This window comes from Paenibacillus sp. FSL W8-0439, from assembly GCF_038008995.1.
Classification (GTDB): Bacteria; Bacillota; Bacilli; order Paenibacillales; family Paenibacillaceae; genus Paenibacillus; species Paenibacillus polymyxa.
This window is the reverse complement of record NZ_JBBPAK010000001.1, coordinates 5041735-5058658: the sequence shown is the minus strand read 5'-3', so window position 1 is coordinate 5058658 and position 16924 is coordinate 5041735. Positions and strand designations below refer to the sequence as shown.

Here is a 16924-nt window from a genome sequence, read left to right as displayed (position 1 = left end):
TGAATGCTCATGGCAAGCGAAGGACTTGTGAAAGGAAAAACGTTCTGGCTTGAAAAATTCAATAATATAAGCGAGTTTCGAATCGCAGATCATTTGATTACAAATATAGGTGTAGGTGACCATGGAACAGAGGCATATAAACACAGCCATCCTATCGATGGGGAAGAATACTCAAAGCTTATTGATATATGCAAAAGCTCCAATTGGCTGCTGTATACAAGTTTGCTTGCCGTAACAAAGATCTGTTTAAGCAATTATTCTGGTTCCTCCAGCGTGGTTACAGGTTCGCCTATTCCGAATGAACATGATAACGACCGGCTTATTCCTATATGTTCGGATTGTTCCGACTCGGATAGCTTTAAAGATTACTTGTTGAAGCTAAAAGATATTTTAACGGACGCTTATAAATACCACGCATTGCCTTTGGATGCATTGTTAAGTGAATCGCAAGCGACAAAAGGCAATCTCAGAGCGGAGGATCTTTTCGATACAGTGGTGCTGCTTGAGAATATTCATCCTTTGGGTATGCGCAGCTCAAATAAGCCGCTGATCATTTCTTTTAATAAAAAAGAAAACACTGTGGAGATGAGCTTGGTATTTCAAGATTTTGCACTGGGCAGCCTGTACGCAGAACGGCTATGTAAACATTTCGATACCGTCTTGAAAGCTGTTCTAGACGATATGAATCGGAAAATATCCGAGCTTCAACTGCTTGCACCCGAAGAGTTCGAAGAAATAATGAACGTTTTTAACGATACGAAGACCGAGTTCCCGCAGACAAAGACGATTCATCAAATATTTGAAGAACAAGTACAAAGGACGCCAGATAACGTTGCCGTTATATGTGAAGGCTACAAGTTAACGTACCAAGAGCTGAATGCTCATGCCAATCAATTCGCATGGAAGTTAAGGGACGCTGGAGTGGGGGCGGAAGCTCTTGTCCCCATTATAGTGGATCGGTCATTGGAAATGATGATAGGCATTATGGGGATCTTGAAAGCCGGAGGAGCCTATCTACCTATCGATCCGAACTTTCCAACAGACCGAATTCAATACATGCTGGGAGATTGCGGCGCGGCGCTGCTTGTTACGGTAAAAAAGTATAAGCAGACGATTGAATTTGCCGGCGAAATAATATGTCTGGACGAACGGTACTTCGATGAATATGATAGATCGGATTTGCCGGCTTTCAGTAAGGTAACGGATCTTGCCTATGTCATTTATACTTCGGGCTCAACGGGGAAGCCGAAAGGTGTCATGATCGAGCACCGAAGCGTAGTCAGCCGGATTAATTGGATGAAAAATATGTATCCAATAACGGAACAAGATGTTATTTTGCAAAAAACACCATATACATTTGACGTATCGGTGTGGGAGCTTTTCTTGTATCAAATGGTTGGTGCGAAATTAGTTATGTTGCCGCCTTTCGGTGAAAAGGATCCTGAAATGATTAAACATGCAATTAGCGAGCATGGAGTGACAATCATTCACTTTGTTCCGTCGATGCTGAACGGCTTCTTAGAGCATTTGGAGCATTCGAAGGACAAAGCGGCTTTGAAAAGCTTGAAGTATTTGTTTACTAGCGGTGAAGCGCTAAAAGCAAATAATGCAGAAAAAACGAAACAGCTGATAGGTATAAATGTCGCCAATCTATACGGGCCAACGGAAGCAACTGTCGATGTAACCTACTACAACTGCTGCGATACGGATCAGACAAGAGGAATTGTTCCTATAGGCAAACCGATTGATAATATACAAATGTACATCATCGATCACAACAATCACCTGATGCCAGTGGGCATCAAAGGCGAGATATGCATATCAGGGAACGGAGTAGCTAGAGGGTACTTGAATAAGCCTGAGCTCACGGCGGAGAAGTTTGTTGCTAATCCTTTTGCGAAAGGCGAAAAGATGTATAGGACAGGGGATCTGGGCAGATGGCTGCCAGATGGCAATATTGAATATTTAGGTCGTATGGACGACCAGGTAAAGATAAGAGGGTACCGGATCGAACTGGGAGAAATCGAATCGGTGCTGCAGCAAATTCCTGAAGTGAAAGAAGCAGCGGTTCTTGCAAAAGATGATGGGACGGGAGATAAGCATTTAGCAGCTTATTTGAATTACAAAGTAAACGATTTTTCCCAAGTTAAAAGCTATTTATCTAAAATGCTGCCTGATTATATGATTCCATCACGCTTTGTACGCGTGGAGAGAATGCCCTTAACGCCGAACGGGAAATTGGACCGTAAGGCATTAGCTGCGTTGGACGGTGATGTTCAGACACACAATGAATATATTCCACCCTCTACTGAAACCGAAAAGGGCATGGAGGTGATATGGGAGGAAATTCTTGGGGCCAAGCGAATCGGCGTTCAAGACAGTTTCTTCGATTTGGGCGGGCATTCCCTGAAGGCGATTACCTTAATATCGGCGGTACACAAAAAATGGAATGTCCTAATTCCATTGAAAGATATATTCGATTATCCAACGATTCAGGAGCTGTCACAGAGGGTGGAGGAAGGAAGCCATTCTGCTTACAGCTTCATTCAGCAAGCGGATAAGGCGGATTGCTATCCGGTATCTTCAACTCAAAAAAGGCTGTTGATTTTAAGTCAAATTGATCGTGACGGTAAAAGCTATCATATGCCATGCATGTTAAGCTTGAAGGGTAAAGTGAATAAGCAGCAGTTGGAACATACCTTTCAAACTTTAGTAAATAGACACGAATTGCTGCGTACTTCATTTGAAATACGAAACGATGAAGCCGTACAATTCATTAATGAGCAAGTAGACTTTGAACTTAAGAGCAATAACGCAAACGAGGAAGAAATCGAAGCGCTGCTCGAACGCTTTATTCAACCGTTTGATTTGGGTAAAGCTCCTTTATTCAGAGCGGGGCTGGTTCAGTTCACTGAAGATCATCATCTATTAATGATGGATATGCACCATATCATCTCGGATGGCGTATCCATGAACATTATCGTGAAAGAGTTTATGGATCTTTATCGCGGGGACGAAATTACTCCGTTGGCTGTGCAGTACAAGGACTATGCCGTATGGCAGCAGGAGCAATTGGGCTCAGAAATGATGAAGAAGCAGGAGCAATACTGGCTTCAATTGTTTGAAGGGGAAATCCCGGTAGCAGAGCTGCAGACCGATTATCCGCGTCCGGAAATGCAAAGCTTTGAAGGCAGCAGATTGCGGTTCATGCTGGATGCTCGTCTGACGCAACAAATGAACGAGCTTGCAGAACGGACAGACAGTACGCTGTATATGATCATGCTGGCGGCGTATAACATTATGTTATCCAAGTATACGGGGCAACATGATATAGTCGTAGGGTCGCCGATAGCGGGAAGATCGCATGCCGACGTTCAGAATATGATGGGTTTGTTTGTTAATACGCTGGCTATGAGAAATGCTCCGGTCGGAAGCAAAAGCTTACTAGCGTTTTTGAAAGAGGTCCGGCAGAATGCACTGGCTGCATTCGAAAATCAAGGGTACCCGTTCGAAGAGTTGATAGAAAAGCTGCAAGTAAGAAGGAATGCAAGCCGCAATCCATTGTTCGACACGATGTTTAGTTTGCAGAACATGGATGCCGTAAAGCTCGAGCTGGATGAATTAGAGATTCAGTCTTATCCATATGTTTTGAAGATTGCTAAGCTCGATCTGACGATAGAAGCAACGGAGACGGAACAAGGGATTGAACTGCAATTCGAGTATAATATCAATCTGTTCAAAGGCGAAACGATAGCCAGGATGGGTGGTCATTATGCCAAGATATTGGAAGCGATGGTAGGCAATCCGGAACAGCTGTTATCCGCAATTGAAATGGTTACACAAGAAGAGATTAAAGTCATTGAAGCGTTTAACCATACACAGGCTGAATATCCGCATAATAAGACGATCCAGGAATTGTTCGAGGAGCAGGTTCGGCAGATACCGGATCAAATCGCCATTTTGTATGAAGGGAAGCAATTGACCTACCGAGAGCTCAATGAGCGTGCCAATCAGTGGGCTTCTTATCTCCAGTCGGACTACCACATTCAAGCCGGCGACTTGGTAGGTATTATGATGGAGCGGACGGAGCGTATGCTCGTTGTTCTGATGGGCATTCTGAAAGCTGGGGCGGCCTATGTTCCAGTCGACCCTGCATTTCCTACCGAGAGAATTCAATATATATTACACGATAGCCAGATGAAGCTGCTTATTACGGAAGAGAACTATATGCATATTTTACAGCATTCCGGCGAGCAGTTGGATCATATTGTATTCGAACAGGCGGAGGACAAGGCACACTTAAATTCAACGGATAATAGCAGCAGAATCAACACTTCTGCCGATCTGGCTTATATTATCTACACTTCCGGATCGACAGGCAATCCTAAAGGCGTTATGGTCAATCACCGTAATGTCATTAACTTTTTTGTCGGGATGGATCAGCAGATCCCTTGCAAGAAGGATGATGTATTCCTTTCCGTCACAACCATATCATTCGACATATCCATCTTGGAATTGTTCTGGACATTGACTCGCGGCATGCAGGTTATATTAAGAGCCAGCGATGAATACAAGCTGAATTATGACCGGTATCTGCCTCCGCCTAAAATGGATTTGGATTTCAGCTTATTCTTCTTCTCAAGCTACAATTATCAAGCGGAGAAAGATAAATATAAGCTGCTTATCGAGTCCTCTAAATATGTGGATAAGCATGGTTTTACAGCGGTATGGACCCCGGAGCGCCACTTCCATGAGTTTGGAGGCTTATATCCTAATCCATCCGTCATTTCGGCAGCGCTTGCGATGATTACGGAGAACGTTCAGCTTCGTTCAGGCAGTATTGTGTCACCGCTTCATCCGTCTACTCGAATTGCCGAAGAGTGGTCAGTGGTCGATAACTTATCGAATGGCCGCGTAGGGTTATCCTTTGCCTCGGGCTGGCATGCCGATGATTTTGTCCTTCAACCGGATGCCTATCATAATCGAGCCAAAACCATGTATGAGCAAATAAAAGAAGTAAAAAGTCTGTGGAGAGGCGAAAGCCTATACCAATTAAACGGCAATGGAAAGAAAATAGAAGTACGCACCTATCCAAGGCCGCTGCAACAGGAACTCCCAATCTGGGTCACCACCGCAGGCAATAAGGATTCTTTCGTTCAGGCGGGCAGCATTGGAGCCAATGTATTAACGCATATGCTTGGTCAAGATGTAACTAAGCTTGAAGAAAATATAAACGCCTATCGAAATGCATTAAAAGAAAATGGTTTCCCTGCCGATGCAGGGAAGGTTTCGCTAATGCTTCATACGTTCATTGGCGAGGACATAGATGAAGTAAGAGCTAAGGTGAAGAAGCCTTTCTGCGATTATTTGCGATCCAGTATAAGCTTGGTCAAAAATTTGGCAGAGGAGCTTCAATTAAATATTGACGATTACAATTACTCGGAAGATGAGGTTATTCATTCGTTAATTGAGGTTGCATTCGAGCGATATTGGCAAAGTTCCTCGTTGATGGGTACTCCTGAAAGCTGTATGGAGATGGTGAAGAAGCTAAGCCTTGCGGGAGTCGATGAAGTCGCTTGCTTGATCGATTTCGGTATTCAAGAATCGGAAGTAATGGATAGTCTTCAGCATTTGGTCCAATTCAAACAATCGTTAGCGCAGGCAGAAGCGGGAGTTTCGGCATTAAAGCCGGTTACGATGATGCAGACGACTCCTTCCAGGCTGAACATTTTATTGAAAGACGATGAGTCTCAGCGGTTCGTCAAATCACTGCAGACGATTCTAGTCGGAGGAGAGCCGTTGCCTGACGAGCTTATCCAACATGTAAGGAAATCTACATCCGCTGAAATCTATAACATGTATGGTCCGACCGAAACAACGATTTGGTCTTCCATACGCAAGGTACAAGGCAAGTCCAATCACAATAATATTGGCCGACCAATTGCGAACACCCAAATGTACATTTTAAATCAGGAGCTTAACCTGATGCCGGTTGGGGCAATCGGGGAAATTTATATTGGCGGAGAGGGCGTTGTCCGCGGATATTTGCATAGAGATGAATTGACGGCGGAGAGATTCGTAGAAGCATCTATAGCCAATATGGGCCCAAGAAGAATATATAGAACCGGTGATTTAGGAAAGCTTCTGCCTGACGGGTCTATCCAGTTCGCAGGAAGAAACGATTACCAGGTCAAAATACGGGGATACCGAATCGAATTAGGGGAAATCGAGAGCGTTTTGCTTAAGCATGCCTTAATTCGGGAAGCGGTTGTAGTCGACTATAACGATGAATCGCGGGAAAAACACTTGGTTGCATTTTATGTATCGGACCACCTGACGGATGCGACTGAGCTTAGGGGCTATCTGAGTAGCAGACTGCCTCATTATATGGTTCCGTCATTGTTTGTACCGCTATCGAGCATACCGCTTACGCCCAACGGAAAAGTAGATCGAGTCACTTTGAAAAACCGCCCGATAGAAGTGCCAGTATCTATGAATCATAACGTTGAAATGCCGAGAAACGAACAGGAAACAATATTGGCGGATACGTGGAAAATGGTTCTTGGCGTTCAGGAGCTTGGCATATATGATGATTTCTTTATGCTCGGCGGCGACTCTATTAAGGCTATTCAAGTATCGTCCCGTTTGCGGAATCACCATTTGGAGCTAGATATACGCGATTTGTTCAAACATCCGACGATCGCTATGCTAAGTCCTCACATCAAAGAAAGCAAGAAAGTGATCGCACAGCATATCGTTGAGGGCGAGGCAATGCTGACTCCTATTCAAAAATGGTTCTTCGATCAATATCAATTCGAAGCGGACCAGCATCACTATAACCATTCGGTCATGCTATTTAGAAAGGCTGGCTTCGAAGAAGGTATTATTGAAGCCGCATTCAATAAAATAGCGGAGCATCACGATGCGCTCCGGATGCTATTTAAACAAGAGGACATTGCCGTTCAGCCTTATAATAGGGGCCTTCAAGGTCAGCTTTATGATCTGCAGACCTATGATTATACGGCAGAAAAAAATGCTGTGGAGCTGTTGCTGCATGCAATGAAGAAGCTCCAAGGCCGCTTATCGCTGCGGCAAGGTCCGTTAGTGCAATTAGGCTTGTTCAAAATGACGGGTGGGGATCACCTTCTCATTATCGTACATCATCTTGTCGTTGACGGTATTTCATGGCGGATCCTGTTAGAAGATTTCGACCGTGGATACACGCAAGCGTTAAATGGGGAGCCGCTGCATTTTTCATCTAAGACGGATTCCTTTAAAGATTGGGCTCAATACCTGAATAAGGCATCCTTTGCTAATGAGATGGATTATTGGAGAAACATAGCCGAGTATCGGGGCAACCCGGTGCCGGAGGATTTCAAGATTATAGAAGATAGAATGACTGACAGTCAGCGTATGTCGGATAGTCTAGAAGCCGAAGAGACGGAGCTATTAACCAAGCACGCCAATAAGACGTACGGCACCGAAATAAACGATCTTTTATTAACGGCACTTGGCAATGCCTTGAAAGAATGGACCCAACAATCGGTAATCAAGATTGACCTAGAAAGCCATGGACGGTTATCCGATCAGCTTGAAATATCAAGAACGGTCGGCTGGTTCACATCCTTATTCCCTGTAATATTGGATGTTTCAAAACCGGATCTCTCAAGCAATATTAAGACCATTAAAGAGATGGGAAGAAGCATACCGAATCTGGGGATAGGCTATGGCGTAAACAAGTATCTATCAGCCGAAGACGGCTTGAGCGATACCGTTGCCTCCGAAATCCTGTTCAACTATTTAGGACAGTTCGATCAGGACATTCAATCGGAAGTATTCGAAGTATCGGATATCGGTACAAGCAATAATATTAGCACCAGCATGAAACGAGTCTATAAGCTTGAAATTAACGGGATGATAAACAAAGGAAAGCTTATCTTCTCCGTTGATTTCAATCGTGCGGCATATAAGGCGGATACGATTCAATTATTCATGTCTAATTTTATGAAGCATTTGAAGGAAATTATCAATCATTGTACAACCAAGCAAGGTATCGAGCTAACCTTAAGCGATTTGACGATAAAGGACCTGCGGAAAGAAGAAGCAGAGCAGTTTTTATCGGACGGCAATATTCAGGATATTTATGATTTGTCGCCAATGCAGAAAGGGATTTTGTTCCATACCTCACATGCTTCGGAATCAGCCGCTTATTTCCAACAGTTTGTGCTGGATGTATCAGGCAGCATTGAGGTAAGGCTTTTTGAAGAAAGTTTGAATTTATTGATCGAAAGACATGAAGTGTTGCGGACGCAGTTCTTGTACCGTAAACATACAAGACCGCTGCAGGTTGTAATGAGACAAAGAAGATCGCCTATTAGTTATCAGGATATTACGCATTACTCTGAGGACGAACAGAACCACTGGATTGAATCGTTGCAAATAAAGGACCGGAAGAGAAATTTTGATCTGGAAAATGACGTGCTATTAAGAATTTCAATTGTTCAAACGTCTGAACAGAGCTATAAGCTCATTTTCAGCTACCATCATATTATTTTGGATGGTTGGGGCATGGCCGCTCTTTCTGAGGAGCTATTCAAGATCTACGATGGTCTTCTTAATAGCAGAAGCATTGAGCTGGGGCCTGTGTATCAGTACAGCCATTATATCACATGGCTATACGGACAGAATAAAGAGGCAGCCGCATCGTATTGGAGCAACTATCTTGAAGGCTATGAGAGAAAGAACATGCTGGGAAGAGCCCAATTGCATGCTGACCAAAGCGATGCGATGACGGATCAATTCCTGAGATTGAGCCCGGACATTACGAATCAGTTGAAACAGTTAGCGATTGAAAACAGGTCGACACTGCATACTGTTGTTGCAGCGGTGTGGGGAGTGCTGCTGCAGAAATTAAATAATACGCAGGATGTTGTGTTCGGCTCTGTCGTCTCCGGAAGACCGACGGGGCTGGAGGGAATTGAGCAGACGATCGGCCTAATCATTAACACGCTTCCGATTAGGGTGCAGTGTGAAGGGGAAATGCGGTTCAATCAGTTGGTAAAGCGTATACAGACTGAATCCTTGGAATCGGAGAAGTATAGCTATTATCCGTTATATGAAATCCAACGAGATTCCGTTCAGCTGGATCATATTCTTGTCTTTGAGAATTATCCTATACAGGAAGGCTTGAAAAACTCAGGCGCTGGGCTGCAGTGCGGGCTTACCATTGCCAATGTGGAAGTGTATGAGCAAACCAACTACGATTTCAACATCATTGTAGAAGCTGAGGAAGGATTAGTATTTAAAATCAGATATAACTCGGCTGTATTCGAACATGCTCATGTAGAGAAAATACTGGAGTACTTATCGAACATCATAAAATCTGTTGTTAATGAATCCCATATTCCTATCCGCCAAATCGATATCAGTAATCCTCAGGAACGGAACCTTTACTTGGACAGCTTGATGGGGGATCTGGAAAGCGAATACGTATAAAGACGAGGAATATCGTTTATAGGAGGATAAGATGCAAAACACCATTCAAAGTAAACTGATCGATTATTTGATAATGTACAAGGATAAAGTGGCAATCGAATATTTGGATCAGATTATAAGCTATGGAGAGCTGGATCAACGATCCGATCTCATTCGCAATTGGCTTATAAGCAGAGGAGCGGGCAACGGGGATTTTATCGGGTTATTAATTGACGATAAGGTCGATTTGATCGTTGCGATTGTCGGGGTTTTAAAGGCGAGATGCGCCATTGTACCTTTCGATTCGGTCTATCCGGTCGAAAGATTAAGAACAATGGTTTTTTCGACTAATACGACTATTGTTATTACGGATGAACAGAATGCCAATGCTTTTGCGGGTGTACTTACATCTCAGAATCAGCAAGTGGCAGCTGCACAGATCGGGGACATCTATCGAAGCGCTGTGCAGCCTCCCGAGGCTTCTATTGAATATCAGCCTAATGATAGGATCTATCTCTATTTCACGTCCGGAACTACCGGCTTGCCTAAAGGAATTATAGGTAGAAATGCGAGCTTATTGCACTTTATTGATTGGGAAATAGCAACGTTATCGATTCAACCGGGGACGCGAATTAGCCAATTCACGTCTCCTTGCCATGACCCTTTTCTACGGGACATATTCGTGCCGCTATGTTCGGGAGGGACGATATGTATCCCGGATAATAAAGTCGTTCTGCTCGATTCGAAGCAATTGCACGCCTGGATTCATGACGCAGACGTTGCTTTAATTCACTGTACCCCAAGCTTGTTTAAAAATATTGTTGTCGGCGTGCAAAATGGGGAGGTGTTTAAAAACCTGTCATATATTTTATTGGCAGGCGAGAAAGTAATTCCGAAGTTATTGGAAAAATGGTACGAGACGGTCGGAAGCCGTGTTCAGCTTATTAACTTATACGGCCCGACGGAAACGACATTGGCGAAGCTATATTATATGATTGAGCCTTCGGATGTAAATCGAGACGCGATTCCCATCGGAAAAGCAATAAAGGGGGCACGGGCTATCCTTTTGGACAACGATGGCAGAATCTGTACGGAAGGTGTTGCCGGCGAAATTTATATTCGGACGCCATTCAGAAGTCTGGGCTACTACAATAATGAAGAATTAACAAAACAGAAATTCACGGTTAATCCCTATAATAATGATCCGGCAGATTTATTGTTCCGTACGGGCGACCTGGGAAGACAGCTTCCGGATGGAAATATTGAATTTCTCGGGAGAGTTGACCGTCAGATTAAAATAAGGGGCTATAGAATCGAGCCTTCGGAGATTGAGTCGATTCTAATGAAAACAAGCGGTGTAGAAGAGGTCGTAGTCACGGCAAGGGAAAGCTCCAATGGCGAGCTCTTTTTGTGCGCTTATGTAGTCGGCGGCGCAGAGGCCCAGAGCTTGAAAGAGCATCTGAAGATGAACGTGCCGGATTATATGGTTCCACAGCACATTATGGCAATAGAAAAAGTGCCGTTGAATGTAAATGGCAAGGTTGATTATAAAGCTTTGCCGGCGCCTCCGAAAGGCGAATATGTTGAGCCTAAAGGCGAAATGGAGAAGAAACTGGCTCAAATATGGGAGGAAATATTCGAAGTTAGTCCAATAAGCAGCGAATCGAGCTTTTTTGAGATGGGCGGTCACTCATTGAATGTGATGGAGCTCGTCTCTAAAATCTATGAGCATTTTGAGATTCAGATATCAATCGGGGATGTGTTTACGAACGGGACTATCAAAAAATTGGCGGCATGCATTGCTAATACCAATGCGACTCAATATGTTCCAATTACTCCGGCCCCGCATAAGCCGCATTATGCTTTGTCATCTGCACAGTATAGCCAGTATATAACGAGTGCATATGGTGGCGGTAATATTATCAACAACATACCTAAGATTATTAAAGTTTCAGGGCCGTTCAACATCGAACGATGTACGGCTGCATTTAACAAATTGATCGATAGGCACGAATCGTTAAGAACCTCTTTTGACGTTGTTAATGGCGATGCCGTACAAATGATTATGCCCGCCGCCAATCTTCAAATTAGTGAATTAAACGGAGCAGATGACATTGAGGAATTGGTGGAGTCATTTATACAGCCGTTTGATCTGAAGTCGCCACCTTTATTAAGGGCAGGGGTACAGAAGATAAGCGACGAGGAGCATTTGCTTATCTTTGACATGCATCATATTATTTCGGACGGATTTTCGTTAAGCATCTTTCTGAAAGAGTTCATTGCACTTTATGATGGCATGGAATTGCCGCCATTGAGCATCCAATACAAGGATTATAGCGAGTGGCAGAAATACCATTATTTTCAATCTGAGCGTTTTAGAACTCAGGAAAATTACTGGAAGAATATGTTTGAAGAAGAAACGAAGGCATTACAGATGCCGACTGACTATCCTCGTGTGAAAGAGCAAATAAGCAAAGGAAAACAGATTCAATTTGTTCTAAGCCAGGAAACAACGAACAAAATAAAAGAGAGACTGACGGAAACCTCCACCACCCTTTATGTATTTTTATTGGCTGCCTATAACGTATTCCTATTCAAGTACACAGGGGAGCAGGACATTACCGTCGGCACGGCCGTTGCGGGAAGACAGCATCCGGATTTAAGAAATGTTCTTGGCATGTTCGTGAATATTTTAGCTTTAAGGAATTATCCAAAAGGAAATAATAGGTTCAGCGATTTCTTGAATGAAGTCAAGGAGAGAACCTTAGAAGCCTTTGATTATCAAGAATATCCGTTCGAAAGATTGCTTGAGGTAGTGCCTGTTCAGCGCCATGATGGCAGACATCCTTTGTTCGATACGATGTTTATTTTGCAAAACGTTGAATTCCCTGAATTTACGACGAAAGACATTACATTTACATCAATGGATCTTCACAACCATATTTCGAAATTTGATTTCAGATTGGAATCTTTTTACAATTATGATCATATTTTATTCAACTTTGAATATAATACTCAAATGTTCAAAGCGACCACGATCGAGAAGTGGGTCGAACATTTTGAAAACATTGTTGAAGCTGTTGTGAATAACTTGGATATCAAGCTGTCCGACATTCAAATCTTATCTGAGCAAGATCAAAATGCAAGTATTTTGGATTTCAACGCTATTCTATAAAACTCAAAAATCAATTAAAAGGTGATAAGCATATGTGCGGAATTGCGGGAATTTATGATATTAGAAATGAGAATAGAATCGAGAAGCATATCATATTAAATATGATCGAAAAGCTGAGCCATCGGGGGCCCGATGGCATAGACTTTTATCAGAACGAACAGGTATCACTAGGCTTTGCCAGACTCAGTATTATTGATTTAACAACGGGGATGCAGCCGATTGCTAATGAAGATAATACGAAAGTATTGATTTGCAATGGAGAGATATTCAACTATCTCGAATTAAGAGAACAGATGGTGGCGAAAGGGCATAAGTTTAGAACGAATTCCGACGTCGAGGTTATTCTACACTTATATGAAGAGTACGGGACGGACTTCGTTAATTCACTGAACGGACAATTTGCTTTTGCTATCTATGATCTGACCAATCAATCCTTATTTTGTGCCCGAGATCATATGGGTATCGCGCCATTCTACTACACGATAGTAGATGGCTTATTTATTTTTGCTTCCGAAATTAAAGCGATTCTGGAGCATCCGTCGGTTCAAAGGAAAGTAGATTTGGTTGCTCTGGATCAGATGATGACTTTCCCTGGATTAATCGCTCCTCGAACTTTTTTTGATAATATTTATAGCCTTGAGAATGGACACCAACTGGAAATCAAAGACGGCCGGGTAAAAGATGATGAATATTGGGACCTCATATATCCTAAAGTCCATGAAATGGAACGGCCGATGGATGAGAGCTATTACATCGAGAAGCTGGATGACCTGCTCACCAAAGCGGTCAAGTATCGTCTGATGTCGGATGTTCCCTTGGCCTTCTATATAAGTGGAGGACTGGATTCTTCCATCATTGCTGCAAAAATTCACGGCATCGATCCGAGCATCAAGTACTCGTTCTCCGTTGCGTTTACAGATAAGATGATTTCCGAATCGAATTATCAATGGTTGATGTCCAGACATGTTCAATCCAATCACTGCGAGGAGATGTTCTCGCCTGCGGATATTTCAACCAGGTTGCGTCAAGCGATCCGGCATTCGGAGAGTGCGCTGAAGGAAACCTATAATACGGCTTCCTTAGTATTGTCGCAAGCTGTCAGAAGAAACAACATCAAAGTGGTGCTGACCGGTGAAGGTGCCGATGAGCTGTTTGCAGGATATGTAGGGTATCGGTTTGACAAAATGAGAGCGCAATCGCCAAGCAATGCAGGCAATAAACCTGATCCGAGAGAGGTTGAAATTAGAAGGAATCTATGGGGAGACGAGAATTTCTTCTACGAGAAACAATACTATGAATACGAATCGACGAAACGAGAGCTGTATTCGAATGAAATAAACAGCTTTTATAGTGATGTCAATTGCTTGAATCATCCGGTCATCAACAAAGAACGGATCGATAACATTGATATACTTCATAAGCGCTCCTATATTGACTACAAATTGCGCTTGCCAGAACATCTGTTGGCGGATCATGGCGACCGCATGGCTTTTGCGAACTCCGTGGAAGCGAGATATCCGTTCCTTGACAAAGACGTTGTTGATTTTGTAAGAGTCATTCCGCCGGACTTGAAGCTGAAGCTTTTCGAGGAAAAATATATATTGAAGCAATTGGCGAAAAAAAATGTCCCTGTCGACATCATCAAGCGGCCTAAATACACATTCGTTGCCCCGGGAAGCCCTGAATTGCTGCGCCAGGATGTCGAGTATATAAACGATCTACTGTCGTACGACAAGATTAAAAGCCAAGGCTTCTTTAATCCTGATACGATCGAGAAACTGAAAAAGCAGTATGTACAGCCAGGTTTCAAGCTGAACTTGCCTTTTGAAAATGATATGCTCATTGTCGCCATTACACTCGGTGTTTTTCTGGATGAATTCAAGATTTCCTGACGTCATTAAAAGGTGGTAATTTGGTTTGAAGACGCTAAAAGTGAAGCCATACAATGACTTATGGTTGGATTGTGTCAACAATAATCTAATCGGCATATTGACTGCACATGACCCTCAGTTTGAGGGTCTGCCATGTTTTTATAAATGGGCCTACACGCTTAACGTCCATCGTGAAGGAGCAGTTGTACATCATAACGACTTGTCTTCACACATTGATGTCATGTTCGAGAGGCCGGATCTAACCTCAATATTTGAGGAAAAGCGCATCATTGTTAACGAGGAATGTGACATTAATAAGCTGGTTTGTACATTGATCGATGACAATTATTATGTATTCCTTAATATGAACCGCTATTACTTCCCTGGCAGCGCTGACTTTAACAAAACGACATTTGTCCATCCATCATTCATTTATGGATACGACTCGGAAGGCTTTAAATTATTAGAGGACTGCGTACAGATTGGAACGATTGATTATTACGAGTTGGATAATACACAGTTTTCCCAATCGTTTCAATCCGCGCTCGGGGATTCTAATGAAGCTATTATTCACTGCGTACGTCTAAGAGATGATTGGTCGAATGGCAAGCTGGAAGTTTCCAAATCGTTAATCGATTCATTATTAACCGACATCTTAGGCACGGAAGCAATGGATAGCCTAGGACAATCCTATAAAGGATTAATTGCCATCAAGAAATATGCTGAAATGTTTAATGAGCAAAATGTTCACCTGCTGGTGGAACCAGAACAATTCATGTGGTTCCTTCAGCAGATTAAAAGAGGCGTTACCATGCAAAAAAGGATCTTGATGCTTTTGAAATATGCATTGGATATAAATTTAATAAGTACCGATTCTTATAATAAGCTGTCTCAGCTATACAACGATCATCATGAATATTGGGTCCTTGTAACGAGTAAGATTGGCCGCGTCATGTATAAGAACTCGCAAAAATATTTTAAATCGAAATTGGAAGAATCAAAAAAGCTGCTCCTAGATTTATATGAGCAAGAGCTTTCGTTAACGAAGCGTTTTCAAGAAGAAATGAACCTATAAACTATAACGGGGGTTTTTACCGTGGAAAATAATGTTGTAGAAAAACTGCTGAAAATCGTTGAGGGACTGTTTAACACTACTGATATTGATATGGAGAGAGATTTTAACGAGTTCGGACTAAATTCCTTGGACTATATTAAGCTGATTGTAGCAATAGAAGATGAATTCGAAATCGAATTTGATGACGATGCATTGACGATGAGAGAAATAAATAAATTCAAAGACTTCGTTAATTTGATTGTCGATATGGTTCAAGCGTAAGCTTTACACGGATATCCATACCAATAACCACTGAGCGGGTGAGACTTGTTGAAATATCAATTTGAGGTTTTTTGCAATGTTTCAAATATCAATTACAGTCAATCGTCACAATATATTAATCAAGTTCAACAGATCATTACGACTGCAGAAAAATATAATTACGACGGATCGCTCTTTCACTTCAATCATTTAATGGTCGATCCGTTTATTCTGGCATCGAATGTTCTGCAGCACACCAACAATTTTGTTCCGATTATTGCCGCTCTCCCCAGTTACAACAGCCCTGTCGCTACTGTGAAAAAGGTACAGAGCCTTACTTATATCTATGGGAAGAAAGTTAATTTGAACATGATTACAGGTGCAGCAAAGCACGAATTGGAGCAAATATCGGATCTGCTGGAGCACCCTTCGCGTTATCAAAGACTTCAAGAATATATTGAGGTAGTAAAGCTATTGCTTGAATCCGATGAGCCAATCGATTACAAAGGTACTTATTATAACTATAATAAGCTTCACCTGGGAACTCCAGTTCCGAAGCATCTTATGCCGGATATATATGTTGCGGGCTCTTCGGATGCAGCTATTCAGCTTGCCGGGAAATTAGCGCAGGTTGCGATGACTCACCCGGGGCCTATAGAGCATTTCAAACAAAATTTCTTGAGTAAAATAAACCATCCATCGCTTAAGGTCGGAATTGAAATCGGAATTATTACAAGAAAAACAAGCGCCGAAGCATGGGAAGTTGCAAGACAACTGTATCCTCAAAGCTTCCTAGGGATGTTGCATACGAAGGTGAAATTAAATTCCGAGTCGACCTGGTTAAGACAGATGGCTGAATTGGGATTGAGCTCGGAGACGCATGATGATGTTTTCTGGATGGGCGCATTTACGAGCGGCGGGCAAAATAATCCGCTCCTGGTCGGCAGCTATGAGGATGTAGCTGCTTATTTTGAAAAGTATCTTCAGCTTGGTGTGAATGTCATCATTCTAACCGAATTAAGATCGGCGGATGAGTTCGAGCATGTGGATCAAGTAATGAAGCTAGTTCGTTCATAATAGGAGGTCAAT

The 16924-nt window shown here is 42.7% G+C and carries 6 protein-coding genes; all 6 read left to right on the top strand.

Annotated elements, in window-relative coordinates; all coding sequences use genetic code 11:
* Positions 1-9: 9 nt before the first annotated feature.
* Genes MKX36_RS21715 through MKX36_RS21690 form a run of 6 tightly spaced genes read left to right on the top strand, consistent with a single transcriptional unit; the run spans position 10 to position 16912 of the window.
* On the top strand, positions 10-9495 hold the full coding sequence (locus MKX36_RS21715) for an amino acid adenylation domain-containing protein (RefSeq protein ID WP_340865679.1): 9486 nt from the start codon (positions 10-12) through the stop codon (positions 9493-9495).
* Between the two features lie 31 nt (positions 9496-9526).
* Complete coding sequence (locus MKX36_RS21710) at positions 9527-12649, top strand: non-ribosomal peptide synthetase (RefSeq protein WP_107735206.1); 3123 nt, start codon at positions 9527-9529, stop codon at positions 12647-12649.
* A 32-nt stretch (positions 12650-12681) separates the two neighbouring features.
* On the top strand, positions 12682-14541 hold the full coding sequence (gene asnB / locus MKX36_RS21705) for an asparagine synthase (glutamine-hydrolyzing) (protein WP_107735207.1): 1860 nt from the start codon (positions 12682-12684) through the stop codon (positions 14539-14541).
* A 25-nt stretch (positions 14542-14566) separates the two neighbouring features.
* The gene (locus MKX36_RS21700; protein ID WP_290410569.1) at positions 14567-15595 is read left to right on the top strand and encodes a hypothetical protein; all 1029 of its coding nucleotides are present in this window, start codon (positions 14567-14569) and stop codon (positions 15593-15595) included.
* 21 nt (positions 15596-15616) lie between these two features.
* Positions 15617-15856 carry a phosphopantetheine-binding protein gene (locus tag MKX36_RS21695; RefSeq protein WP_167438757.1) on the top strand — a complete coding sequence of 80 codons (240 nt, stop codon included), beginning with the start codon at positions 15617-15619 and terminating at the stop codon, positions 15854-15856.
* A gap of 48 nt (positions 15857-15904) precedes the next feature.
* Positions 15905-16912: an LLM class flavin-dependent oxidoreductase gene (locus tag MKX36_RS21690; protein WP_167438758.1), complete on the top strand. Its 1008-nt coding sequence runs from the start codon at positions 15905-15907 to the stop codon at positions 16910-16912.
* Positions 16913-16924: the final 12 nt, after the last annotated feature.